21 protein-coding genes and 1 tRNA gene are annotated in these 24,871 nt (G+C 70.7%); 16 read left to right on the forward strand and 6 right to left on the reverse strand.

Features of this window, described 5'->3' with window-relative positions:
- Positions 1-8: 8 nt before the first annotated feature.
- Positions 9-2,780, reverse strand: a complete 2,772-nt coding sequence (mprF, locus tag CTJ15_RS06295) for a bifunctional lysylphosphatidylglycerol flippase/synthetase MprF (RefSeq protein ID WP_099781349.1) — start codon at positions 2,778-2,780, stop codon at positions 9-11.
- 714 nt (positions 2,781-3,494) lie between these two features.
- Between mprF and CTJ15_RS06300 the strand changes: the two genes are divergently transcribed.
- Positions 3,495-5,072 carry a 2-isopropylmalate synthase gene (locus tag CTJ15_RS06300; RefSeq protein WP_075821493.1) on the forward strand — a complete coding sequence of 526 codons (1,578 nt, stop codon included), beginning with the start codon at positions 3,495-3,497 and terminating at the stop codon, positions 5,070-5,072.
- A gap of 253 nt (positions 5,073-5,325) precedes the next feature.
- Here CTJ15_RS06300 and CTJ15_RS06305 read toward each other — a convergent pair whose 3' ends face one another.
- Entirely contained in the window at positions 5,326-5,565 is a 240-nt protein-coding gene (locus CTJ15_RS06305; protein ID WP_019461573.1) for a YMGG-like glycine zipper-containing protein, read from the reverse strand.
- Positions 5,566-5,780: 215 nt separating this feature from the next.
- Between CTJ15_RS06305 and CTJ15_RS06310 the strand changes: the two genes are divergently transcribed.
- From CTJ15_RS06310 to CTJ15_RS06355, 10 genes are all read left to right on the forward strand, one after another.
- On the forward strand, positions 5,781-6,824 hold the full coding sequence (locus CTJ15_RS06310; RefSeq protein ID WP_019461572.1) for a rod shape-determining protein: 1,044 nt from the start codon (positions 5,781-5,783) through the stop codon (positions 6,822-6,824).
- A 48-nt stretch (positions 6,825-6,872) separates the two neighbouring features.
- A complete protein-coding gene (gene mreC / locus CTJ15_RS06315) occupies positions 6,873-7,745 on the forward strand; it encodes a rod shape-determining protein MreC (protein WP_019461571.1) in 873 nt (290 codons plus the stop codon).
- 52 nt (positions 7,746-7,797) lie between these two features.
- Positions 7,798-8,346, forward strand: coding sequence for a rod shape-determining protein MreD (mreD, locus tag CTJ15_RS06320; RefSeq protein ID WP_019461570.1), 549 nt, complete (start codon positions 7,798-7,800; stop codon positions 8,344-8,346).
- 25 nt (positions 8,347-8,371) lie between these two features.
- Positions 8,372-10,276 (forward strand): penicillin-binding protein 2, encoded by a 1,905-nt coding sequence (gene mrdA / locus CTJ15_RS06325; protein WP_019461569.1) that lies wholly within the window; start codon positions 8,372-8,374, stop codon positions 10,274-10,276.
- A gap of 1 nt (position 10,277) precedes the next feature.
- Entirely contained in the window at positions 10,278-11,429 is a 1,152-nt protein-coding gene (gene rodA / locus CTJ15_RS06330) for a rod shape-determining protein RodA (protein ID WP_019461568.1), read from the forward strand.
- 105 nt (positions 11,430-11,534) lie between these two features.
- Positions 11,535-11,610 (forward strand) — tRNA-Lys (locus tag CTJ15_RS06335).
- A gap of 304 nt (positions 11,611-11,914) precedes the next feature.
- A complete protein-coding gene (locus CTJ15_RS06340; RefSeq protein ID WP_019461567.1) occupies positions 11,915-12,274 on the forward strand; it encodes a DUF6481 family protein in 360 nt (119 codons plus the stop codon).
- A gap of 228 nt (positions 12,275-12,502) precedes the next feature.
- A complete protein-coding gene (locus tag CTJ15_RS06345; RefSeq protein ID WP_075821494.1) occupies positions 12,503-13,231 on the forward strand; it encodes a gamma-glutamylcyclotransferase in 729 nt (242 codons plus the stop codon).
- A gap of 104 nt (positions 13,232-13,335) precedes the next feature.
- Positions 13,336-13,680 carry a PsiF family protein gene (locus CTJ15_RS06350; protein ID WP_037249766.1) on the forward strand — a complete coding sequence of 115 codons (345 nt, stop codon included), beginning with the start codon at positions 13,336-13,338 and terminating at the stop codon, positions 13,678-13,680.
- 161 nt (positions 13,681-13,841) lie between these two features.
- Positions 13,842-15,719, forward strand: coding sequence for an AI-2E family transporter (locus CTJ15_RS06355; RefSeq protein ID WP_075821495.1), 1,878 nt, complete (start codon positions 13,842-13,844; stop codon positions 15,717-15,719).
- A 27-nt stretch (positions 15,720-15,746) separates the two neighbouring features.
- Here CTJ15_RS06355 and CTJ15_RS24280 read toward each other — a convergent pair whose 3' ends face one another.
- Both CTJ15_RS24280 and CTJ15_RS06360 read right to left on the reverse strand, forming a co-directional pair.
- Positions 15,747-15,893, reverse strand: coding sequence for a hypothetical protein (locus tag CTJ15_RS24280; RefSeq protein WP_155985194.1), 147 nt, complete (start codon positions 15,891-15,893; stop codon positions 15,747-15,749).
- Positions 15,894-16,102: 209 nt separating this feature from the next.
- Positions 16,103-16,921, reverse strand: a complete 819-nt coding sequence (locus CTJ15_RS06360; protein WP_099780839.1) for an IS5 family transposase — start codon at positions 16,919-16,921, stop codon at positions 16,103-16,105.
- A gap of 244 nt (positions 16,922-17,165) precedes the next feature.
- On the opposite strand from CTJ15_RS06360, the gene CTJ15_RS06365 reads away from it, so the two are divergent.
- Together CTJ15_RS06365 and CTJ15_RS06370 are read left to right on the forward strand one after the other, a co-directional pair.
- Positions 17,166-17,714, forward strand: a complete 549-nt coding sequence (locus tag CTJ15_RS06365) for a DUF2141 domain-containing protein (RefSeq protein WP_171979020.1) — start codon at positions 17,166-17,168, stop codon at positions 17,712-17,714.
- A gap of 177 nt (positions 17,715-17,891) precedes the next feature.
- Entirely contained in the window at positions 17,892-19,061 is a 1,170-nt protein-coding gene (locus CTJ15_RS06370; RefSeq protein WP_019461560.1) for a multidrug effflux MFS transporter, read from the forward strand.
- 13 nt (positions 19,062-19,074) lie between these two features.
- On the opposite strand, the gene CTJ15_RS06375 is transcribed toward CTJ15_RS06370, so the two are convergent.
- The gene (locus CTJ15_RS06375) at positions 19,075-19,710 is read right to left on the reverse strand and encodes a DUF938 domain-containing protein (protein ID WP_075821497.1); all 636 of its coding nucleotides are present in this window, start codon (positions 19,708-19,710) and stop codon (positions 19,075-19,077) included.
- Between the two features lie 141 nt (positions 19,711-19,851).
- Here CTJ15_RS06375 and CTJ15_RS06380 point away from each other — a divergent pair, with 141 nt between their 5' ends.
- The 3 genes from CTJ15_RS06380 (at position 19,852) to CTJ15_RS06390 (ending at position 22,274) form a co-directional block, all read left to right on the forward strand.
- Positions 19,852-20,559 carry an SDR family oxidoreductase gene (locus CTJ15_RS06380; RefSeq protein WP_019461558.1) on the forward strand — a complete coding sequence of 236 codons (708 nt, stop codon included), beginning with the start codon at positions 19,852-19,854 and terminating at the stop codon, positions 20,557-20,559.
- Positions 20,560-20,658: 99 nt separating this feature from the next.
- Positions 20,659-21,597: a 1-phosphofructokinase family hexose kinase gene (locus CTJ15_RS06385; protein WP_083755374.1), complete on the forward strand. Its 939-nt coding sequence runs from the start codon at positions 20,659-20,661 to the stop codon at positions 21,595-21,597.
- Between the two features lie 38 nt (positions 21,598-21,635).
- The gene (locus CTJ15_RS06390) at positions 21,636-22,274 is read left to right on the forward strand and encodes a hypothetical protein (RefSeq protein WP_075821499.1); all 639 of its coding nucleotides are present in this window, start codon (positions 21,636-21,638) and stop codon (positions 22,272-22,274) included.
- A gap of 85 nt (positions 22,275-22,359) precedes the next feature.
- On the opposite strand, the gene CTJ15_RS06395 is transcribed toward CTJ15_RS06390, so the two are convergent.
- Entirely contained in the window at positions 22,360-24,714 is a 2,355-nt protein-coding gene (locus CTJ15_RS06395) for a xanthine dehydrogenase family protein molybdopterin-binding subunit (protein WP_099781351.1), read from the reverse strand.
- Positions 24,715-24,871 lie beyond the last annotated feature (157 nt).

Here is a 24,871-nt window from a genome sequence, read left to right on the forward strand (position 1 = left end):
ACGCCGTCTCATTTGCCCACCACTCCGCGCAAGCCGCCCGCCTGAAGCGCCGCCACATCGGCCAGCACGACCCAGGGGTCGAGCCCCCCGGCCGCGCAGAGGTAGCGCGGCTCCCAGACCGGGTCGAACTTCTCCTTGAAGGCGCGCAGGCCACGGAAATTGTAGAACCGCTCGCCCCGCCGGAAGACCCAGCCGCCGAGCCGGTGCCAGAGCGGCGCCAGCCGGTGCGCGGCCAGGCCAGACAGCGGCGCCATGCCCAGGTCGAAGTTCCGGTAGCCCAGCTCCTTGGCGCGCAGCAGCAGCCGGATGAACAGGAAGTCCATGGTGCCGCCCGGCGCGTCCGGCAGGTGCCGCATCAGGTCCACCGAGGCCTCCGCCCGGGTCACCGGCGTTTCCGACAGGGTGGCGAAGGCCACCATCCGCCCCGTGCCGTCCCGCACCACCGCCACCGGCTGGGCGCAGACGTAGTGCGGCACGAAGGCCCCGAGGGAGAAGGCCTTCTCCCGTGTCTCGTGCGATGCCAGCCAGGCCTCCGACACGACGCGAAGCTCCGGCAGCAGGGCAGGGACCTCCGCCGGCGGCAGCACAGTGAGCGTCATGCCGTCCCGTTCCGCCCGGTTCAGCGCGTTCCGGAGATTGGCCCGCGCCCGTCCCTTGAGGTCGAAGCGCGACAGCTCCACCCGCGCCGCCTCACCCAGCTTGATCGGGCGGAAGCCGGCATCGAGATAGAGCGGCAGGCTGTCCGCCTTCACCTGGTAGAAGGCCGCCCGCGCGCCCTGGGCGTCCGCCGCCTCCACGAAGCTCCAGATCAGGTCCGGCCAGCGGGGGCGCGGCCCGATCGGGTCGAAGAGCGCGATCCAGGAACGCCCGCGCTGCCCGTACATCACGAAGGCATCGCCAGCCTCCGAGAAGAGCAGCGACTTGTCGCCCATCCGCACCAGCTGTGCGTCGGCGCGGTCCTGGGCATCGGCGATCTCCGCCGCCCGCTCCAGCATCGCCGGGCTCGGCTCCTCCTGCCGCCCCTGGGCATGGCGCAGCAGGCTCCAGAGCCCCACCGCGCCCAGCCCCATGGCCGCCGCCAGGGTCACGCGCAGCCCACGCGGCGCGTCCTCGTCGAACTCGAAGCGCCACCAGAGCTCGTTGGAATAGGGCACGTCCCGGTTGGCGAAGAAGAGCAGCCAGACCGCCGCCGCCACCACGCAGCCCACGGCGACCAGCCAGCGCAGGGTGAAGGGTTGGGCGAAGAGCCGGGTGCGCCGGTCGAAGCGGTGCCGCGTCGCCAGCAGCGCCAGCAGCAGCAGCAGCAGCGAGCCCATCTCCAGGAGCCCGCCGCCGCGCGCGGCCGAGAGCACCAGCCCGCCGATGGCGCAGAGCGTGGTGACCCACCAGGCGGCGTCCAGCCGGTGCACCAGCCGGTCCGCGACCAGCAGCAGCACCAGCCCCGCGACGCTGGAGATCAGGTGCGAGGCCTCGAAGAGCAGCCCCGGCAGGGCAGGGGCCAGCATCCCCGGCCCGTCCTCGCCGCTGGGCGCCACGCCGCCGATCAGCAGCGCCGCCCCGGCGATGAAGGCCAGCGCCCCCAGGAAGCGCGGCGCCAGCCGCGTCGCCGCCCGCACCGGGCGGGACCGTCCGGCCAGGCTGGCGCCCCGCCGCGCCTCCGGCAGCACCAGCAGCGCCACCGCCAGGGCCAGGGGCAGCACGTAGTAGACGATGCGATAGAGCAGCAGCGCCGCCGCGACCTCGTCCAGCGAGACGGGCGAGTCGCGGAAGGCCAGCAGCACCACCGCCTCGAAGACGCCGATGCCGCCGGGCAGATGGCTGATCAGCGCCAGGGCCAGCGCGATGGCATAGATCGGCAGGAAGGTGGACAGGCCCACCGCCCCTTCCGGCAGCAGGACCCAGAGCACCGTGGCCGCGGCGCAGACATCCACCACCGAGACGGCCATCTGCGCCAGGGCCAGCCGCGCCGAGGGCAGGCGCAGCGCGAAGCGGCCGAGGGAGAGCGTGTCGCCCCGCGCGCAAAGGCCCAGGAACCCGGCCAGGGCCAGCAGCGCCGCCCATCCGATGCCGCGCAGCAGCCCGGCCGAGGTGCCCAGCCAGGCCGCCACATGGCCCGCGCCCGCGATCAGCCCCGCCGCCCCCACGGCCACCACGCCCAGCCCGAAGGAGACGCCGATGAAGCCGATGACGCGCGTGATCTGCGAGGGCCGCAGCCCGGCCGCGGTATAGATCCGCCAGCGCACCGCGCCGCCGGTGAAGGCGCCGACGCCCACCGTGTTGCTCAGCGCGAAGCCTGTGAAGGAGGCCAGCGCCGCCACGCGCAGCGGCACCGGCGTGCCGGGCGCGCCATAGCGCAGCGCCGCGCGGTCATAGCCCACCATGCTGGCATAGCTGACCGCCGTGGCGAGGAGGGCGGCCGCCAGCACGCCCGGCCGTGCGCCCGACAGCGCCTCCACCACGGCATCGTAGTCCAGCTCGGCCGAAAGGCTTCGCACCGCGAGGATGACCAGAACCGCCAGGGCCAGGAAGACCGCGCCGAGCAGCCAGTTCCGGGCCCTGGCCAGCCGCCGCCCCCAGGCGGAGCCGGGCGAGGCCGGAGCCAGGGCGGGCGCCGTCGCATCCGGCACCACGGCCGCCTCGTCGTCCGGAATCTTTCCCCGGGCCACGCCCCCGGACAAGGCCCCCAGGGCACCGCCGCTGCCGGCGCCCGGAGGCGCATCCCGCCCGGCGGTATCGCCTGCCGGCGGGGCCTGCGGCTCCCGACCGGGCTGATCCGTCATGGGACCATCATTCCCGGCCTCGCCCCCGTCTTTCCGGTGCTGCGCCAGATCCCCGATTCCCGCCTTGCTTCGCATCGCACTCCTGGTCCGGCCAGGCCTGCCGGGGGCCGGGCCGAATTCTCATCCCCGCGAATCATGGACTTCGCCCGTCACGGTCCGTCCGCGTATGGCGCCCCGGTATCCTTCCGGCAGCCATGCTCCGTTGCCCGGGCTGGTCCCCCTCCTTCCCCCGGGACGGATCCCGCTTCCCTCGCGCGGCTGCATGGCCCCCGGCCTTTCCCATCGCAAGGGCGCCTGCCCCATAGCGGACAACGCCACACCAAAGTTTTCCGCCCCCATGACAACACCGGATGCCCAGTCCGGGCGGAACCGGCGGTCCGCTCCGGCGCGGACAGAAGCCGCAAGGGAAGTGGTTGTCCAGCCCGGCAAGTGCTGCTAACGCTGGCGTCATGACCGCGCGCGGCCACATCGCTGCCTTTTCCGTGGGCCTTCCGGCCTGCGATGGCGCGCGCCTCCTTCTCCTTCGACTTACCGGCCCCTGGGCGTAACCCCGGCGGGACACCGCCGGCCGCGTTCAGGGGATCTCCCCTCGGGTTCATTCCCGGGGATCAGGGGCCGGTGCGACGCGCGAGATGCCGCGTCCCGGCCCACCCGCCACCGGAAACCACGCCCCGGCGGCGGCCCAGCCACGGTAGAACAGTCGAGAATCCCCCGATGTCCATCACCCATCCCTCCTTCGGCACCATCCCGGGCGAACGGGTCATCATCTTCGACACCACGCTGCGCGACGGCGAGCAGTCCCCCGGCTTCTCCATGAACCTGGAGGAGAAGCTGCGCATGGCGGATGCCCTGGCCGAACTGGGCGCCGACGTGCTGGAGGCAGGCTTCCCCATCGCCTCGCCCGGCGACTTCGACAGCGTGAAGTCCATCGCCGACCGCTTCGCGAAGTCCGGCCCCGTGATCTGCGGCCTGTCCCGCTCCGCGCCCAAGGACATCCTGCGCGCTGCCGAGGCGGTGAAGACCGCCGCCCGCCCGCGCATCCACACCTTCATCTCCACCTCCGAGCTGCACATGCGCGCCAAGCTGCGCATGACGCAGGAGCAGGTGCTGGAGGCCGTTGCTGCCTCCGTCACCCTGGCCCGCCAGCACGTGGCCGATGTGGAATGGTCCGCCGAGGATGGCAGCCGCACCGAGGACGACTTCCTGTGCCGCTGCGTCGAGGCCGCGATCCGGGCCGGCGCCACCACCATCAACATCCCCGACACGGTCGGCTATGCGGTGCCCGAGGACATGGCCCGCATCTTCACCATGCTGCGGGAGCGCGTGCCGGGCGCCGACACGGTGATCTTCTCCACCCACAACCACAATGACCTGGGCCTGGCCGTGGCGAACACCCTGGCCGCCATCCAGGCCGGGGCGCGGCAGGTGGAGTGCACCATCAACGGCATCGGCGAGCGCGCGGGCAATGCCAGCCTGGAGGAGGTCGCCATGGCGATCCGCACCCGGCAGAACGCCCTGAACAAGGTCACCGGCATCAACACGTCGAGCATCCTCAAGACCTCGCGCCTGCTGGCCACCATCACGGGCTTTGACGTGCAGCCCAACAAGGCCATCGTCGGCCGCAACGCCTTCGCGCACGAGTCCGGCATCCACCAGGACGGCATGCTGAAGGACCGCGGCACCTACGAGATCATGACGCCGGAAAGCGTCGGCTGGACCAACTCCTCCCTGGTCATGGGCAAGCATTCCGGCCGCGCCGCTTTCCGCGACAAGCTGAAGGCCCTGGGCTACGAGGTCGGCGACAACCAGCTCAACGACGCCTTCGCCCGCTTCAAGGAAATCGCTGACCGCAAGAAGGTCGTCTATGACGAGGACATCGTCGCGCTGGTGGACGACCAGATCCTGCGCACCCATGACCGCATCAAGCTGACCGCGCTGACCGTCACCGCCGGCCTGCACACCCATCCCATGGCGACGCTGAAGCTGGAGGTGGATGGCGAGGCGCATGAGGGCATGGCGGTCGGCGACGGCGCGGTGGACGCCACCTTCAATGCCATCCGCGCCGCCTTCCCGCACGAGGTGGGCCTGCGCCTCTTCGCCGTGCAGTCCGTCACCGGCGGCACCGATGCCCAGGCCCGCGTCACCGTGCGGCTGGAGGAAGGCGGCAAGCTGGTGGACGGGCAGGGCTCCGACACCGACACCATCGTCGCCTCCGCCCGCGCCTATATCCACGCGCTGAACAAGCTGCTGGTGAAGCGCGAGCGCACCGCTCCGGCAGCGATGACGGCCTGACCGGCGGCGCGCGGGCGGAGCGATCCGCCCGTGACGCCCTTTTCATCTCGGGGGGGGGGGCTGTCCGGTCCGACATGGGTGCGGCCGGACCCCTCTGCCCCCTGGCTGCACTCGCCAGCGGGACGGTTCCGGCCGTTGAACCGCAACCGGTTCCTTCCGCATGCCAGGAAGCAGAAACGACAAAGGCACTGCCTCCGGCCGTTGGGCCGGAGGCAGTGCCTTTCTGAACGGAAGCCTGGGTTGTGGCGTTTACCTACCGCCAGACCGGCCGGCCGAGATTGACGTCGTTGCCACTGGTCGCGGCACCGCCGATCGCACCCGCGCCCGCGCCGATCAGCGCACCGGTCCCCGCATTACCGGACAGTGACCCGATGCCCGCACCAGCCAAGCCGCCCAGCGCACCACCGGACAGCGCCCTGTCTCCCGTGCTGTAGCCGCAGGCTCCCAGGGTCAGTCCCGCCAGGGCCAGGACGGTGAGGGTGGACTTACGCATGGCTTCGCTCCATCGTTGCATTCTTGCAGCCAAATCCCTGTTTGGCTTTCCGGCCCGGTAACGTGCCGCACAGTGCGCGGTTGCATTTTCGAGACACGCCGAGACGCCCTGCCATGCCGGCAATGGGTGCAAGAGGGGCTTGAGCCCGCGCGCCAGGGGGGCTAGTCAGGCGCGCTCCCCCGCTACCCATTCCTCACGCACGAGGCGTCAAGCGCATGTTCTCCCGCATGTTCGGCTTCCTTTCGGCCGACATGGCCATCGATCTTGGGACCGCCAATACCCTCGTCTATGTGAAGGGCCGCGGCATCGTTCTGAACGAGCCCTCCGTGGTGGCCATCGCCGATCTCCGTGGCCGCAAGCAGGTCCTCGCCGTGGGCGAGGAAGCCAAGCACATGCTCGGCCGTACCCCCGGCAACATCGCCGCCATCCGCCCGATGCGCGACGGCGTGATCGCGGATTTCGAGGTGGCGGAGGAGATGATCAAGCACTTCATCCGCAAGGTGCACAACCGCCGCTCCTTTGCCTCGCCGATGATCGTGATCTGCGTGCCCTCCGGCTCCACCGCCGTCGAGCGGCGCGCGATCCAGGAGAGCGCCGAGAGCGCCGGCGCCCGCAAGGTGCTGCTGATCGAGGAGCCGATGGCGGCCGCCATCGGCGCCGGCCTGCCGGTGACCGAGCCTTCCGGCTCCATGGTCGTGGATGTCGGCGGCGGCACCACCGAGGTCGCGGTGATCTCGCTGGGCGGCATCGTCTATGCCCGTTCCGTCCGCGTCGGCGGCGACAAGATGGATGAGGCCGTGATCAGCTACATCCGTCGCCAGTTCAACCTGCTGATCGGCGAAAGCACGGCCGAGCGCATCAAGATGGCCATCGGCGCCGCCGCCGTGCCCGATTACGGCGAGGAAGGCCCGGTCATCGAGGTCCGCGGCCGCGACCTGATGAACGGCGTGCCGCGCGAGGTCTGGGTCAGCCAGCGCCAGATCTCCGAGAGCCTGAGCGAGCCGGTGACCGCGATCGTCGAGGCGGTGAAGGTCGCCCTGGAGAACACGCCGCCGGAACTGGCCGCCGACATCGTGGACAAGGGCATCGTCCTCACCGGCGGTGGCGCCCTGCTGTACCGGCTGGACCAAGTGCTGCGCGATGCGACCGGCCTGCCCGTTTCCGTGGCGGACGAGGCCCTGTCCTGCGTCGCGCTCGGCACCGGCCGGGCCCTTGAGGAAATGAAGCGGCTTCGCCACGTCCTGTCCTCGATGTATTGAGGACTCCCATCGCGGGGCCATGCCGGGCGCCCGCCAGGACTCGTGTGAATGATCCGACTGAGCATCCCGCTCCGGCAGGCCCTGTCACGGCTCACTCTGCCCGTGCTGATCGCGGCGGCCTTCGGGGCGATGCTCCTGGGCAAGGCCGATCCGCTGCTGGTGGAGCGCCTGCGCATGTCGCTGGCCGATTCGCTCGCGCCGTTCTACGCCGTGCTGTCGCGGCCGGTGGAGGCCGCGCAGGGGCTGGCGCAGGAGGCCAGCGAGCTCTGGCAGATCCGCGGCGAGAATGCCCGGCTGCGAGAGGAGAACGAGTTCCTCCTCCGCTGGCAGAATGCCGCCCTGGCGCTGGAGGCCGAGAACGCCCAGCTCCGCCGCCAGCTCTCCTTCGTCTCCACCGCCTCCGCCACCTACCACACCGTGCGCGTGGTGGCCGATGCCGGCGGCATCTATGCCCGGGCGGTGCTGGTGGCCAAGGCGCCGGGACTCGGCCTGCGCAAGGGGCAGGTGGCGCTGGACGAGCGCGGCCTGGCCGGCCGCATCACCGAGGTGGGCGAGCGTTCCGCCCGCATCCTCCTGGTCACCGACATCAACAGCCGCATCCCGGTGGTGCTGGAGGGCTCGCGCTCCCGCGCCATGATGATCGGCACCAATGGCGCCCGCCCGCGCCTGCAGCACTGGCCGGAGGGCACGCCGCCGCAGGAGGGTGAGCGGGTGGTCACCAGCGCCGAGGCCGCCGCCTTCCCGACGGGGCTGCCCGTGGGCGTGGTCCACTGGTCGGAGGATTCCGGCGCGCCGGAGGTGGAGCTCTTCGCGCAGCTCGGCCGGCTGGACATGGTGCGCATCTTCGATTTCGGCCTGGCCGGCATCCTGCCGCCGGAGGCGGTGGTCCGCCCCGAGTCCCGGCCGGAGCCCCGGAAGTAGCGCCGATGCCCGTCTCTTTCCCTTCGTCCTTTCCCGGCCCGGCCTCCCTCTGATGTGGCGGCATCCCCCCCTGGGGCAGCCGGACCCGGCGCCCGGCCTGCTGCGCCGGCTGGACGCCGTCGCGCGTGCCGCCATTCCGGTGGCCGGCACTGCCCTGGTCCTCATTCTCGCCGCCACCCCGGTCGGGCTGCCGACGCTGGGGCCCGGCCTGGTGCTGGGCTGCGTCTTCTTCTGGACGGTCTTCCGCCCCTCGGCCATGCCGGCCCTGGCGGTCTTCGGCCTGGGCTTCCTGCAGGACCTGCTGAACTTCGCCCCGCTCGGCCAGGGCATCCTGACCCTGCTGCTGGTGCACGGCACCGCCTTCCGCCTGCGCCGCTTCGTCGCCCGGCGCTCCTTCGCCACGGTCTGGCTGATCTTCTGCGCCTTCGCCCTTGCGGTGGCGGGGCTCTCCTACCTTCTTCAGACGGTGCTCAGCTGGCAGCTCTCCCCCCCCATGGCCGCCCTGGTGCAGGCCGGCCTCGCCGCCGGCGCCTACCCGGCGGTGGCGGCCATCCTGACCCGCATCCACGTGGCCATGCAGCAGGCGGAGAGCCTGGCATGAGCATCCGGCACCCGGGAGGGCGGCCATGAGCCGCCGGGGCGAGGAGGAGCGGCGGCGCTCCATCTTCACCCGTCGCGCCCTGGTGCTGGGCGGCATCCAGCTCGGCGGGCTGGGCTTCCTCGGCTATCGCCTGCACCGGCTGCAGGTGGACGAGGGCGACCGCTACGCCACGCTGGCGGAGGAGAACCGCATCTCCACCCGCCTCCTGGCGCCGCCGCGCGGCCGCATCATGGACCGCAACGGCGAGATCGTCGCCGCCAACCGGCTGAACTGGCGCGCCCTGTTGACCGCGGAATCGGCGGGCGACGTGCCGGCGGTGCTGGAGACCTTCTCGAAGCTGCTGCCCTTGCAGGACCACGAGAAGGCCCGCATCGAGCGCGACATCCGCCGCCGCCGCCGCTTCATCCCCGTCACCGTCCGCGACTTCCTGACCTGGGACGAGATGGCGCTGCTGGAGATCAACGCGCCGGACCTGCCGGGCATCAGCGTCGATGTCGGCACCACGCGCGACTATCCGGAGCACGAGCAGCTCGCCCATGTGGTGGGCTACGTCGCCCCGCCGGCGGAACGCGACATCGGCAACGACCCGCTGCTGGAACTGCCGGGCATCCGCGTCGGCCGCGCGGGGATCGAACGCTACCACGACACCATCCTGCGCGGCCGTGCCGGGTCCCAGCGCCTGGAGGTGAACGTCGTCGGCCGCGTGATCCGCGAGCTGGACCGCCGCGAGGGCGTGCCGGGCCAGGACATCCAGATCAGCGTCGATGCCCAGCTCCAGCGCAGCGTGCGCGGCCGCTGCGAGGAAGGCACCAGCGCCATCGTGCTCGACGCGAAGTCGGGCGAGGTCCTGGCCATGGCGAGCCAGCCCTCCTTCGACCCCGCTCTCTTCGATTCCGGCGTCTCCGCCGCGCAATGGAAGGAGTGGACCAGCAAGCGCTCCACGCCGCTGATCAACAAGGTGACGAACGGCCTCTACGCGCCGGGCTCCACCTTCAAGATGGTGGTGGGCATGGCGGCGCTGGACGCCAAGGTGGTCACGCCGGAGGACCGGGTCTTCTGCCCCGGCTACTACGACCTGGGCGACACGCGCTTCCACTGCTGGTCGCGCTACGGCCATGGCTCGATCAACATGCGCAACGCGCTCAAACTCTCCTGCGACGTCTTCTTCTACGAGATGGCCAAGCGCACCGGCATCGACCGCATCGCCGCCATGGCCAAGCGCTTCGGCATGGGGGTGGACCTGCAGATCGAGCTGCCGGGCACGCGCAGCGGCTTCGTGCCCACCCGCGAATGGCGCCTGAAGCAGGGCAAGCCCTGGAACCTGGGCGACACCATCGTGCATGGCATCGGCCAGGGCTTCTATCAGCTCACCCCGCTCTCCCTGGCCACGATGACCGCCCGCCTCGCCACCGGCAGGGCGGTGCAGCCCCACCTGACCCACGCGATCGGCGGCAAGCTGATCCGGGGCGTGAAGGCGGAGGACTGGCCCTCCCTGGGCATGTCCGAGCGCGACCTGCGCCTGATGCGGGAGGGCATGTACGCCGTGGTGAACGAGGAACGCGGCACCGGCGCCGCCGGGCGACTGCCCGGAGGCTATGGCATCCTGGCCGGCAAGACGGGTAGCGTGCAGGTCAAGCGCGTGACCCGCGAGCAGCGGGAGCGCGGCTTCCGGGCCGAGAACCTGCCGCGCGAATGGCGCCCGCACGCGCTCTTCGTCTGCTTCGCTCCCTATGAGGACCCGCGCTACGCCGTGGCCGTGGTGGTCGAGCACGGCCTCGCCGGCTCCGCCGCGGCCGCCCCTCTGGGCAAGCAGATCATGATGGACACCATCGAGCGCTTCCGGCAGGTGCCGACCCCCGCCGGGCCCCGCGTGGCCGATGCCGGCCCCCTGGAAGACCCCAGTCCCCGGCCCCCGGGGGGGAGACGCTGAGATGTCCGGCCTCTACGAGCGCCGCCTGCTGCGCGTCGAGCGCGGCTTCGGCGTCCTGGAGAAGCTCTGGGCCATGCCCTGGATCTTCATCCTCATGCTCTGCGCCCTGGCCGGTGTCGGCTATGTCGCCCTCTACTCGGCGGGTGGCGGCAACCCGGCCATCTATGCCAGCAAGCACGCCATCCGCTTCGCCTTCGGGCTGATCCTGATGGTCTGCATCGCGCTGGTGGACATCCGCGTGATCGCGAAGCTCTCCTGGCTCGGCTATGCCTTCGGCCTGGGCCTGCTCGTGCTGGTGATGCTGCACGGGCAGGTGGGCAAGGGCGCGCAGCGCTGGATCGATATCGGCCCGATCCAGCTCCAGCCCTCGGAGCTGATGAAGATCCTCCTGGTCCTGGCGCTCGCCTCCTGGTTCCACCGCGCCTCGTGGGAAAGGATGGGCAACCTCTTCTTCCTGGTCCCGCCCGCCATCGCCGTGCTGGTGCCGATGGCGCTGATCCTGAAGCAGCCGAATCTCGGCACGGCGCTGATCACCGGCGCCATCGGCCTGGCGATCTTCTGGGCCTCCGGCGCGCGCTGGTATCTCTTCGCCTTGCTCTTCGCCGCCATCGGCACCGCCGCGCCCATCGCCTACGACCACCTGCACGACTACCAGAAGGCGCGCATCACAACCTTCCTCGACCCCGAGAGCGACCCGCTCGGCGCGGGCTACAACATCATCCAGTCCAAGATCGCGCTCGGCTCCGGCGGGCTCTGGGGCAAGGGATTCCTGCAGGGCACCCAGGGGCACCTGAACTTCCTGCCCGAGAAGCAGACCGACTTCATCTTCACCATGATCGCCGAGGAATTCGGCTTCTTCGGCGCGATCGCCACGCTGGGGCTGCTCGCGCTGATCGTCGTCTTCGCCTTCCTTGTCGCGATCCGCTGCCGCCACCAGTACGGCCGGCTGGTCGCGATCGGGCTCGGCACCAACTTCTTCCTCTACGTCTTCATCAACATCGCCATGGTCACCGGCTCCATCCCGGTGGGCGGCGTGCCGCTGCCCCTGATCAGCCATGGCGGCTCGGCGATGATCACCGCCATGGTCGGCTTCGGCCTGCTGGCCAGCGTCTGGGTGCATCGTGACGCCGAGTTCGCGGCGGCAAAGGAATAGCGGCAAAGAATTGGGGCAGGGGGGTTGACCCTGCCGCGGAAGACGGTAAATAGGCGCCACCGACACGGACGGCACCGCTGAAAAGCGGAGCGGTTCGAAACGGTCGGGCGCATAGCTCAGTTGGTAGAGCAGCTGACTCTTAATCAGCGGGTCCTAGGTTCGAGCCCTAGTGCGCCCACCATTCCTTCCCAATCCTCGATCTGGTATTCGACCCACTGTCACTGTGGACGGCACATCCGGGGTTCCATCGGGATCCTCGCCCGGGCGAAAAGCCCCAAGCCCTGTCCTCGCGGGTCGCTGAACCGTTTCTTTTCCGGAACCGATATTCCTGGGCTATGCTGAAGCGGCATGGTCCCTCCGGCTCGTCCTATGCTTTCGCCGCCCTGTCGCGGCAGGCAGGGGCCGGAAGGCACCGCTCATCCGTGCCCGGCGGGATCGTGCCGGACCATTCCATTTCCACACAGCAAGGAGGCTGAAGCCTGAGCATGAGCAAGCATACCCCAGGAAGCCTGACCCAGCGGCTTGAGGATCAGGCCAAGGCGAAGCAGGCGATGCTGGAGGCTTTCCGTGCGCGCCCGACCCAGGATGATCCCGAACTCGCCGCCCGCCGCGCCGAACGCCTCGCCGCGGAGCAGGCCCGCGATGCCCGCATGGCCGCCCGCCGCGCCGAGCGTCTGGCCGAGATCGAGCGCCAGAAGGAGGAGCGCAAGGCCAAGGCCGAAGCCCGCGCCGCCGCCCTGCGCGAGCAGAGCCAGCGCAAGCCGATGACCCGTTCGCGCGTCGCCTCCATCCTGGCCGGCCATCAGGCGGCGCGGGATGCCCGCAAGGCGCAGCACCAGCGCTGAGTTGCTTGGTCGCCCCGGTGCTGCCGCGCAGCCCGGGAAAGACCTCCGGGGCGGTCCGGACTGGCCAGCGTGATCGGCCTGCCAACGGCGACGGCCCCCCCTCGAAACATCGGTTTTCGTGATGGCCTGGATCGGGTTTTGGCCCGTTCCCAGGACGAGGCGGCCGTTGCATAGGGGGCCGCGTAACTTCGCGCCGGCGAAAGGCGTGGCGACGCGGACCCGGAGCCCATGTCCCTGACCGATCCATCTTCCCTGGCCGCGCCTGACGAGGACATCCCGCTCTCCGATGTCCTGACGCGAGACCTGCTGCGTTCGGGGAAGCTGGACCGGATGGTCGCCGCCGCAGTGCCTGGCCTGCGCCTGATGAGCGACGCCGAGCGTGAGGCGTCGCTGCGGCAGACCCTGGCGGCACGGCCCGCGGCGGAAGAGGGGGCCTGGGTCTTCGCCTATGGCTCCCTGATGTGGAACCCCACCATCCATCATGTGGACCGGCGCGTGGCGAGGGTGGAGGGATGGCACCGCTCCTTTTGCCTCTCGACCCCGATCGGCCGGGGCACGCCTGAGAATCCCGGCCTCGTCCTGGCTCTCGACGAGGGCGGATGGTGCGACGGCGTCGCTCTTCGCCTGGACGAGGGCAATCTCCCGGACGAGCTTTCCCTGCTCTGGCGGCGGGAGATGCTGACCGGCGCCTATCGCCCTGTCTGGGTACCGCTGCACGATTCCCGGGGGGAGGTCTTCGGACAGGGCATCGCCTTCGCCATCGACCCCGCCGGACCGCAATGCGTACGGCTTGGCGAGGCCGAGACTGTGCGCCGGCTCGCCACCGCGCGGGGCCAGATCGGCTCCTCCGCCGACTACCTGTTCCGCACGCGGGAGGGCCTGGAGGCCCTCGGGCTGAGCGATCCGGCCATCGAGCGCCTCGCCGCGCTGGTGGCGGGGTTCGGCGCCGCCGCCTGAAGAGCCGTTCCGCGGCCGGACGAGAAGGCTTGCCTGCCTCGGCCAAACCTGTTTCTGCTGCGCCGGACGGGTACGAGCCTGTCGCAACGGAGAATCTTCCAGCCATGCGGTTGTTCCCGACTCTCCTGGCTTCGGCGGCCCTTTTGGGCCTGTCCGGCGCCTGTTCGGCCTCCTTTGCCCAGCCGTCGGTCCCATCGTCAGCCCAGGCGGCGCAGCAGCAGCGCATGAAGGACTGCAACGCCACGGCCAAGACCCGTTCCCTGGCCGGCGACGGCCGGAAGCAGTTCATGAGCGCATGCCTCTCCGGCAAGGCGGACAGCGTGCAGAGCGCCGCCGCGCCCGCCACCCAGCAGGACCGTATGCGGAGCTGCAACGCCGAGGCCGGCACGAAGAAGCTGGCGGGCGACCAGCGGCGCAGCTTCATGAGCGCCTGCCTGTCCGGCCACTAGCGCGCAGCTTCACCCCGGCCATTGCCCGAATGGCCCGGCCTGTGGTGCGATGCGTCAGGGCCGGGTAGCCCGCCTGAACCCGGATGGCCGGCCCGCGTTGCCTCGGCATCCCGCGCCCGTCGCGGCGGGGGCCAGGGCGGGGCGGCATAGCAGGCGGTTGCATGAGCATGTTCGAGACCAGACGGCCGCCTCTGCCGGTCGCCATCCCGGCGCGGGGCATCATGACCCTGATCGCCTGCGCCATCGTCATCGCCGGCCTCTATTTCGGCCGTGATCTGCTGGTGCCCATCGTGCTGGCGGTGCTGCTGGCCTTCGTGCTGGCCCCGGTGGTGCGCGTCCTGCGCCGCTTCCGCCTGCCGCGCGTGCCCGCCGTGCTGATCTCGGTGCTGCTGGCCTTCGCCCTGCTGCTTGGCATCGGCCTGGCGGTCAGCCGCCAGGGGGCGCAGCTGGCCGGGAACTTCTCGACCTACCAGGAGGCGATCCAGCGCAAAGTCAATGCGCTGCGCCTGGACGAACTGGTGCGGCAGGTGGACATGCTGCTGCGCGGCATGGGCAACCTGGAGGACACCTCGCGCACCATCCACCGCCCGCCGCCCGCCTCAGGGCAGTCCGACCTCACACCGCTGGAACTGGCCCGTGGCGTGGCGGAGCCGCTGTTCAGGCCGATCGCCACCACCGGCATCGTGGTCGTCTTCACCATCTTCGTCCTTCTGTACCGGGAGGACCTGCGCGACCGGCTGATCCGCCTCGCCGGCACGCGGGATCTTCACCGCACCATGACGGCGATGACCGACGCGGCCTATCGACTGTCGCGTTACTTCCTGGCTCAAGTCGCGCTCAATGCCAGCTACGGCATCTTCGTGGGCACCGGCCTCTGGCTTATCGGCCTGCCCAATCCCGTCCTGTGGGGCATCCTGGCCGGGGTGATGCGCTTCGTGCCCTTCGTCGGCACGCCCATCGCCGTGGTGCCGCCGGTTCTGCTGGCCCTGGCGGTCGATCCCGGCTGGTCCATGGCGGTCTATGTGCTGCTGCTCTTCGCCTGCAGCGCGCCCCTGATGGGACAGGCGCTGGAGCCGCTGCTCTATGGCCACAGCACCGGCCTCTCGCCGGTGTCGGTGATCGTCTCCGCCACCTTCTGGGCCTTCATGTGGGGGCCCATCGGCCTGCTGCTGGCGACGCCGCTCACCGTCTGCCTCGTGGTGCTGGGGCGGCATGTCGAGCGTATGCAGTTCCTCGACATCATGCTGGGGGACGGGCCGCCGCTGCGGCCGGAGGAGACCTTCTACCAGCGGGCACTGGAAGGGGACGTGGACGGGCTGGTGGCCCAGGCGCGGCAGATGCTGCGGCACACGCCACTCGCCGTCTATTACGACGAGGTTGCCCTGCGCGGCCTGACCCTGGCGCAGGAGGACCGCATGCGCGAGGAGCTGGGCCCCGAGCAGTTCGGGCAGCTGCGCCAGCACGTGGCCATGCTGCTGGAGGATCTGGCCATGGGGGTCGAGGACCCACCGGTCCGCCTGCCCGCGCCCACCCCCGTCTCGGCCCTGGGCGACGAGTTCGTGGAACCTGATGCGATCCCGATTCGCCAGGGATTGCCGGCGCCGTCCTGGCGCACAGATGGTGCCATGGTGGTGATCGCCGGGCGTGGGGAGCTTGACGACCTCGCCGCGGAAATGGCGGTGCAGATCTTCCGGCGCCACGGCTTCGGCGCGCGGGCGGAAAGCAACAACGTGCTGGAGACGGCGAATCTGGAGCGGCTGGACCCTGCGGCGATCCGTCTCTGCTGTCTGTCGGTTCTGGAGGAAGGCAGCAGCGCTGCGGGGGTGCGGCATTTCCTGCGCCGTATCAGGCGACGCCTGCCGGAAACCCGGATCGTGGTGGCGCTCTGGCACGCACCGGCCGGGAGCCTGATGCTTTCCGCCTTGCGGAGCGAGAATCCCGGCGAAACCATCACCACGTCCCTGCGGGAAACCGTGGCACTCTGTCAGGCCGTGTCGGCCTGGGCCCTCAAGGATGAGGAGGAGCAGCCCGCCGGCTGAGAAGCCGGCGGCTGTTGCTCGGTCGGATCAGCGATAGACGGCGTCCGCGGCGGAGCGGGCGGCACGGATATGGCTGAAGAAGTTGCGCAGCTTGGCAAAAAGCATCTCGGCGAGCTGGCGCTGGCCCTCATGGGCCAGGATCATCGACTCACCCATCTCACGGAAAGTGTTCATCTCGATTTCCCTCATCTGCGGAAGGGGGGCGCCTGACTGCGCCCGTTTCCCTGTTTCGCTGCACTGCAAGGTGGACCCTCTCAGCATCCGATTCAAGTCAAAAGCGATGATGCCAAAGTATGTCTGGTAGGTTTTTCTAGTGATTATATGTCTTGCACAAGAATTCATTGGCCCTCCGGCAAGTTATGTAACTTTCATAAGACCCCGTTTCATAACGGCTGAGCCAGACGCCGGACGAGGATCATGGCGGCGGCGAGGGTGAAGAAGGCGACGGCGGAACCGACGGTGGCCTCGTGATCGCGAGCGAGGCGTCGGCAGCGGCCGAACCAAGCGAAGGACCTCTCCACCACCCAGCGCCTGGGTTGCACGGCGAAGCCTTTCTGGCCGGGTGCGCTGCCGATGATGGTAACGGCGACGGGGGAGGCTCGGGCGACCCGCGGACCGGCGTAGGCGCGGTCGGCGAAGCAGCGGGCCAGGAACGGCCAAGGGCGGCGCGACATGGCCAGGAGGGCCGCACCCCCTCGGCTGTCATGCAGGCAGGCGGGCGAGATGGCGGCGAGCAGGAGCCTACCGTCCGTGTCCACCAGGGCGTGGCGCTTGCGGCCCGTCACCTTCTTCCCGGCATCGTAGCCGCGGACACCTTTCACGCCGACACCGCCCGAGCGGACGGATTGGGCGTCCAACACCGCCGCTGTCGGTGAGGCCTCTCGGCCGACCCGCTCGCGGTCGGCCATGATGAGGGCGTGCGCCAGTCGCTCGAAGGTGCCCCGGCGCGAGAGGCGCAGGAACCAACGGTGCACGGTCCCGGGCGGCGGGAAGTCGCGGGGCAGATGCGCCCAGGCGCAGCCGGTACGGAGCACGTAGAGGATCGCATCGACCACCCGCCGCATCGGCCAGGACCGGGGTCGTCCGGTCTTTGCAGGGCTTGGCAAGAAGGGCTCGACCAGGGCCCACTCGGCATCGGTTAGGCACGTTGCATAAGGCTGGGAGCCGCGCGCAAGCTGCGCGCGGGCGGCAGGGGTCCACATGGGCCACCTCGAAGGACGTCAGACACCCTCCGAACGCGCAGAACTCCCGCCGCTCACCCCGCCTCAGCCGTTATGAAACGGGTTCTAAGACTTGCTTCCGGGCCATGGCTCAGTCGCGCCATCGACAGCAGACAAGCTGGTGGCGAAGGGGTATCGCCCTGCCGGACGACACCGGATGACAGCCCGGGCTCCGGCCCCGCCGGCCACGCACTCGGGTCACGCGAGATCAGGGGACAGGTCCGCCATGACGAAGCGATCCACAATCCCGGGCCGCCGCACCGCCCGGAGCCTGGCCTGGACAAGACTGGCCCTGACATGCGCCGGGGCGATGCTCTGGGCCTCCGTGTCTGCGGGACAGGTCCGTGCCGAGGGCCCGGGCTCCGCCGAGCAGAGCGCCATGCCCTGTAACGCCACCAGCCAGAACCCGAGGATCATGGTCCATGTCGTCGGCGCGCGCAGCGGCAAGGGCGAGGTGGCCGTCACCCTCTATGGTTCGCAGCCCGACCGCTTCCTCGCCAGCGGCGGCTCGATTGCGCGGCAGCGCGTGCCGCTCAATGGCACAACCCAGCTGGAGGCCTGCTTCGCCATCTCCGGCCCGGGGCTCTATGCCGTCTCCATCTATCATGACGAGAACGCCGACCATCACTTCAACCGTTCCCTGCTCGGGCTGCCGGAGGAGGGCTACGGCTTCTCCAACGACGCCCCGACTCCGTTGCGCGCGCCGACCCTGCGCGAGGCCGGTTTCCAGGCGGGGCCCGGCCTGACCGAGGTGACGGTCGGCCTGCGCTACTGAACCTCCGAAACGAACCGGGCGGCGGCAGGCCGGAACGCGAATAACCCCCAGGCGTCCGGGCGAATCCATGATCGCGCCCATGGTCACGGCGGCCCGTTTGCGGCAGGGTCCGGGCTTCGCCTCCTGCCTTGCCCCGATGCCGCCGCATCGCTGCCCTCCACCGGTGCCCGTGCCCTGATGCCTTCCTGGCTTCCCCTGCTTCTCGGCTTCCTGACCGCCATCGGTCCGATCTCGACGGACATGTATCTGCCGGCCTTCCCGGCGATCGAGGAGAGCCTGGGAAGCGGTGCCGGCTCGGCGCAGGTCACGCTCGCCACCTGGTTCATGGGGCTGGCCGTGGGGCAGATCACCCAGGGCACGCTGTCCGACCGCTTCGGCCGTCGCGGGCCGCTGCTGGTGGGAACGGCGATCTACACCCTGGCCTCGGTCGGCTGCGCCGTCGCGCCGGACCTCGCCACCCTGTCCATCTGCCGCGCCCTGGCGGCCTTCGGCGGCTCGGCCAGCATGGTGATCCCGCGCGCCGTGATCCGCGACAAGGCCGAGGGGCTGGAGGCCACGCGCCTCATGTCCCGCCTGATGCTGATCATGGGCGTGGCGCCGATCCTGGCACCCTCCCTCGGCGGGCTCCTGCTCGGCGTGGCGGACTGGCGCATGATCTTCTGGGTCTCGGCCTTCTACGGCATCCTGTCCTGCCTGCTGGTCTGGCGCTTCCTGCCGGATACGCTGCCGCCGGAACTCCGCGTCTCGCTCGGCGCCGCCAGCCTGCTCGCGCGCTACATCGCGATCCTGCGCGATCCCAGCTTCGTCACCCACATGCTGATGGGCGGCTTCATGATGTTCGTGATGTTCGCCTATCTCGGCGGCGTGCCGCCGGTCTTCATCGAGATCTTCGGCGTCAGCCCGCAGGTCTTCGGCATGCTCTTCGGCATCAACGCCATCGGCTTCATCGGCATGTCCCAGGTCAATCCCTGGCTGGTCGGGCGCTACGGCCACCACCGGGTGATGAGCTGGGCGGCGCGCTTCTCCTGCGCCGCCATTCTCGTCCTGGTCGTGGTCACGCTGACCGGGCCCTTCGGCCTGCTCAGCGTCTTCCTTCCGATCTTCTTCGCCATCGCCGCCTCCTCGCTGATCATGCCCAACGCGGCGGTGGGTGCCCTGTCGCGGCAGGCCACGCGGGCCGGCTCGGCCTCGGCGCTGATGGGGATGCTGCAGTTCACCATCGCCGCCAGTGCCTCGCTCGTGGTCGGTGTGCTCAGCGACGGCACGGCCCGGCCGCTCGCCTTCACCATGCTGTTCGGCGTCTGCGGCGCCCTGGTCGCGGACTGGTTCCGCCGCCGCGCCGCCTGAAGGGCGCTGCGGCTCAGCCACCCTCGCGGCGAAACACCAGGCAGAGATTGTTCGCCGGCATTTCCGCGACCTCCTGCCGGCGCAGGCCCTGCCTCTCCGCCTCCGCCGTCACGTCCTCCAGGCGCCGCAGGCCCCAGGCGGGATCGCGGAGCCTCAGGCTGCGGTCGAATGCCTCGTTGCTGGGCGCGGTCTCCACCCCATCCCGCCGGTAGGGACCGTAGAGCACCAGCACCCCGCCCGGCGGCAGCACCCGCGCGGCCCCTGCCATCAGGCCCAGCGTCGCGGCCCAGGGCGAGATGTGGATCATGTTGATGCACAGCACTGCCGCGGCGCGCAGCGTAGGCCAGTTCCGGCCGCCGCTGGCATCCAGCTCCAGCGCCGGACGCAGGTTCGGCAACCCGCTCGCCGCGGCCCAGGCATCGATGCTCGCCCGCGCCGAAGGGTCCGGGTCGCTCGGCTGGAAGACCAGCCCGGGCAGGGCCTCGGCGAAATGCACCGCGTGCTGCCCCGTGCCGCTCGCCACCTCCAGCACCAGCCCTTCCGCCGGCAGGTGGCGCCGCAGCACCGCCAGGATGGGCTCCCGGTTGCGCTCCGCCGCCGGAGCGTGCCGCCGGGCATCCTCCGCGCCATTCATGCCGCCATCGCTCATGCGCCACGATCCTTCTGCTCCATCCCGCGCATCATGAGCCTCGCGGCCAGGCATCCGGCAAGCCGCTCCCGTTCCGGGGCGGCGGATGCAGCCGCCACGCCTGCCGGGCGCTTCATGGACGGCAGACAGGAGGGCAGGATCATGCGGCAGGAGCAACGCGTCGCGCTGGTGACGGGCGCCGCCCATGGCATCGGGCTGGCGGTGGCCCGGCGACTGGCGAAAGACGGCTACCGGGTGGTGATCGCCGACCGCGCGGAGGCGCCGCCGGATGTCGCGGCGCGCTTCGTCCGGGCGGATGTCGCGGAAGAGGAGGCAGTGCGGGCACTGGCCGAGAGCATCCGGCGCGGGGAGGGGCGCCTCGATGCGCTGGTCTGCAACGCAGGCTTCATGATCCGCAAGCCGATCCGGGAGCTCAGCCTCGCCGAATGGTCCTCGGTCCTGGCCACGAACCTGACCAGCACCTTCCTGCTGGTGAAGGCCGCCGAGGAGATGCTCCGCGCGGCGAAGGGCGCGGTGGTCACGGTCGCCTCCACCCGCGCGCACCAGTCGGAGCCGGACACCGAGAGCTATTCCGCCAGCAAGGGCGGGCTGCTGGCGCTGAGTCATGCCCTGGCCATCAGCCTGGGCCCCGATGTGCGGGTGAACTGTGTCAGCCCGGGCTGGATCGACACGAAAGGCGAGGCCCTGCGCCCCGAGGACCATGCCCAGCACCCGGTGGGGCGGGTCGGCCGCCCGGAGGACACGGCGGCGCTGATCGCCTGGCTCCTGGGCCCGGAAAGTGGCTTCGTCACCGGGGCAGAGTTCGTCACCGACGGCGGCATGACCCGGAAGATGATCTATACGGAGTAGTAGGCGGAGTAGCGGCATCGTGGCCGCCCCCGGGTTTGGATGGGGCGGCCAGGCCGTGGCATGCTCCGGCGGGAAACCCCAGGATCAGGACACGCGCCATTGACGAAGTCCCGTATCGTGACGCTGACGCTGAACCCGTCGGTGGATCTGACCAGCGTCGCGGAGAAGATCCGCCCGATCCACAAGATCCGCACCGAGTCCGAAGCCCATGACCCCGGCGGCGGCGGCATCAACGTGTCCCGTGTCGTGAAGGAGTTCGGCGGCGAGACGCTGGCGCTGATGCTGGCGGGTGGCGCCACGGGCCATCTGCTGGAGGAATTGCTGGACGAGGCCGGGGTGCCGCGCCAGTCCATCGCCGTGCAGGGCTTCACCCGCATCAGCCAGACCGTGCTGGAGCGTTCCACCGGCCTGGAATACCGCTTCGTGCCCGAGGGACCGCTGATCGCCGCTTCCGAATGGCAGGCGGCGCTGGGCGTGCTGGAGACCGTGGAGGGCGACTGGCTCGTCTGCAGCGGCAGCCTGCCGCGCGGCGTGCCGGTGGATTTCTATGCCCGGGCCGCGCGGATCGCCGCCGGGCGCGGGCTGCGCTTCGTGTTGGACACCTCCGGCCAGGCGCTGATCCAGGCGCTGGAGGCGCCCGTCGATCTCATCAAGCCCAGCCTGAGCGAGTTCCAGACCCTGGCGGGACGCGAGCTGAAGGACCTGCGCGAGCAGGAAGCGGCCGCCACCGAGATCGTCCGTTCCGGTAGGACGCGCATCCTGGCGGTCACGCTGGGCGCCGATGGGGCGATCCTGGCCACGGAGAAGCGCACCATCCGCCTGCCGGCGCTCAAGGTCGAGGTGAAGGGCGCAGTGGGGGCCGGCGACAGCTTCCTGGCGGCCATGGTGATGGCGCTGTCGCGGGGCGCGGAACCGGAGGAGGCCTTCGCCTGGGGCATGGCCGCCGGCGCCGCCGCCGTGTCCAACCCCGGCACCGCGCATCCGCGAGAGGCGGATGTCCGGATGCTGCGCCAGCGCATTGCCCTGCCGCCAGGCTGAACCGGCCCGTTGCGCACAGCAAGGAGAGGAACGGGGAGATGATCGGACCTTCTTCCATTCCGGCCACCCTTCGGACCACCCTTCTGGAGACCACCCTTCTGGGCGCCGCGCTGCTGGCCTCTGCGGGTCCCGCCCGCGCCCAGGAAAACGCCTTCACCCTGCTCAATCGGACGGGACAGCCGATCCGCTCCGTCTATGCGACGCCGGCCCAGGTGCCGAACTGGGGGCCGGAGCGGCTGCACGGCGGAGTGCTGCCCGACGGCGGCAGCCGCCGCATCCGCCCGGATGGGGCGGGCGGCTGCGTGCTGGACCTGCGGGCCGTGACCGCAGCGGGCATGGTGCTGGACCGGCGCGGCGTCGATGTCTGCCGGGACCGGCAGGTAGTCTTCCCGCCTGCCTCGCCCATGGCCGGCGCGGTTCCCGGCGATGCGGCCTTCAGCCTGGTGAACCGCTCCGGCCGCGTGATCGCCCAGCTCTACGCCACGCCTTCCACCTTGGGGAACTGGGGGCCGGAGCTTCTGGGGCCGCGCGGCGCTGTCCCGCCCGGGGCGGCGCGCTCGGTGCCACGGGAGCCGGGCACCTGCGTCTATGACCTCCGGGTTGTCTATGCCGATGGCGGGGTGGAGGACCGGAAGGGCCTCGACACCTGCGCCACGCCCCGCATCGGCCTGCCATGAGGGGAGGCCGCCCGGCACGCGCCGGGCAAAGTGAGCGGCCCTCCGTTCCCCGCGCCGCCGCTGGGCAATCCGGCGCCGCCGGGGCTCAGGCCGCCCGGGACAGGGCTTGCCCCAGGGCCCGCCAGACCCGCTCGGGCGTGGCGGGCATGTCCAGATGGGTCACGCCATCCGGGGCCAGGGCATCGACCAGCGCGTTCATCACCGCGGGCGGCGAGCCGACGGCGCCCGCCTCTCCGGCACCCTTCACGCCGAGCGGGTTGGTCTCGCAGGGGATCTCGACGAGGTCCACCTCAATGGCGGGCAGGTCCTCGGCACGCGGCAGGGCGTAGTCCATGAAGGAGGCCGAGAGGAGCTGACCGCTCTCCGGGTCATAGACCGTATGCTCGTGCAGCGCCTGGCCGACGCCCTGGGCCACGCCGCCATGCACCTGCCCGCGCACGATCAGCGGGTTGATGGCATGGCCCACATCGTCGACCACCAGGTAGCGGGCGATCCCGATCAGGCCGGTCTCCGGGTCCACCTCGACCTCCGCGATGTGGCAGCCATTGGGAAAGGTGCCGAAGGGCACCTCCGCGACCTCGGCGGCGTCGAGCAGCGTCGCCTGCTCGCCGCGCGCGGCGGCGGCGCGCTGGCGGGCGGCGAGTTCCAGGATGCCGATGCCACGGTCGGTGCCGGCGATGGAGAAGCGGCCCCCGCCATCGAGCGCGCCGGTGGTGGTGAACTCGATATCGGCGGGGGAGGCCTCCAGCGCCTCGCCCGCGGCCTGCCGGCCGCGCTCCAGCACGGTGGAGGCGGTGGCGAGCAGGGCCGTGCCCTCGGAATAGAGCGAGCGGGCGCCGCCGGTGCCGCCGCCGGTCGGGATCTCGTCGGAATCGCCCTGGCGGACGCGGATCCTGTCCACCGGCACGCCCAGGCGCTCGGCGATGATCATGGTATAGGCGGTCTCGTGCCCCTGGCCAGTGGACTGGGTGCCGACCAGCACCTCGACATGGCCGTCCTCGGTGAAGCGGACCTCGGCACGCTCGCTCGGGTCGCCGCCCGTGGCCTCCAGGTAGTAGGCGAGGCCGATGCCGCGCCGCTTGCCGCGGGCGCGGGCCTCCGCCTGCCGGGCGGGGAAGCCGGCCCAGTCGGCGCGCCGCAGCGCCTCGTCCAGCACCTGGGCGAAGTCGCCGCTGTCGTATTTCTGGCCGACCGGGGTGGTGTGCGGCATGGCGCTGGGCGGCACCATGTTGCGGCGGCGCAGCTCGGCGCGGTCGATGCCCAGCTCGCGGGCCGCCGCGTCGATCAGCCGCTCGACGAGGTAGTTGCTTTCGGGCCGCCCGGCGCCGCGATAGGCGTCCACGGGGGTGGTGTGGGTCAGCGCGCCGATGACATGGGCGTGGATGGCCTGGAAGCCATAGACGCTGGCAAGCACCTTGGTGCCGGCGGCGGTGGGGATGAATCCGGCGAACTGCGAAAGATAGGCGCCCATGTTGGCGAGGTTGCGGGTGCGCAGCGCCAGGAACCTGCCGTCCTTGTCCAGCGCCAGCTCGCCCAGGGTGATGTTGTCGCGGCCATGCGTGTCGGACAGGAAGGCCTCGCTGCGCTCCGCCGTCCATTTCACCGGGCGGCCGAGCTTGCGCGCGGCGTAGCAGGCCAGCCCGTACTCGACATAGCAGAAGAGCTTCATGCCGAAGCCGCCGCCGACATCGTGGGTGACGACGCGGAACTTTTCCTTGGGCAGCTTGAAGACGTGTTCGGCCAGCATGTCCTTGAGGTGCCAGGCGCCCTGGCTGGTGGCCTGGAGGGTGAAGCGTTCCGTCGCGGCATCGTATTCCGCGAGCGCCGCCCGGCCTTCCATCGAGGCGACGACGATGCGGTTGTTCACCACGGTCAGGCGCGTGACATGCGCCGCCGAATCGAAGAGCGCGTCGGTCTTCGCCTTGTCGCCGATTTCCCAGTCGAAGACGCGGTTATCGGGCACGTCGTCGAAGACCTGCGGCTGGCCGGGCTCGTTGGCCGCGGCGAGGTCGGTGCAGGCGGGCAGCGGGTCGTAGTCCACCAGGATCGCCTCGGCCGCATCCTTGGCGGCATCCAGGCTTTCCGCCACCACGAAGGCCACCGGATCGCCGACATGGCGCACCTTGCCGCTGGCGAGCAGGAAGCGCGGGGCATTGGCGGAGCGCGAGCCGTCGCGGTTCTTCAGGCTGCCGGCATGGGGCAGGGGGCCGATCCCGTCCGCCGCCAGCTCCTCCGCCGTGTAGATGGCGAGCACGCCGGGCATGGCCCGCGCATCGGCGGTGTCGATGGAGAGGATCGTCGCATGGGCGTGAGGGCTGCGCAGCAGGTAGCCCGTGGCCGTGCCGGCGACGGCGAGGTCGTCCGTGTAGCGGCCCTCGCCCTTCAGGAGACGAGGGTCCTCGACGCGACGCAGGGACTGGCTGAGGCCGAATTTGGCCATGGTTCTGATCCTCCCACCCGGAAACGTGGCGGCATCATCGGCCGGGAGCGGGGTGCCTGGGAAGGGGGAAGGGCGCCCCGGTGAGACGGCCGGCAAACGGGGCGCCCAAAGGAAAAGGGCCGGAGAGGTCGCCCTCTCCGGCCCTTCCTGGCCTGCG

The organism is Roseomonas sp. FDAARGOS_362 (assembly GCF_002754815.1).
Classification (GTDB): Bacteria; Pseudomonadota; Alphaproteobacteria; order Acetobacterales; family Acetobacteraceae; genus Roseomonas; species Roseomonas mucosa.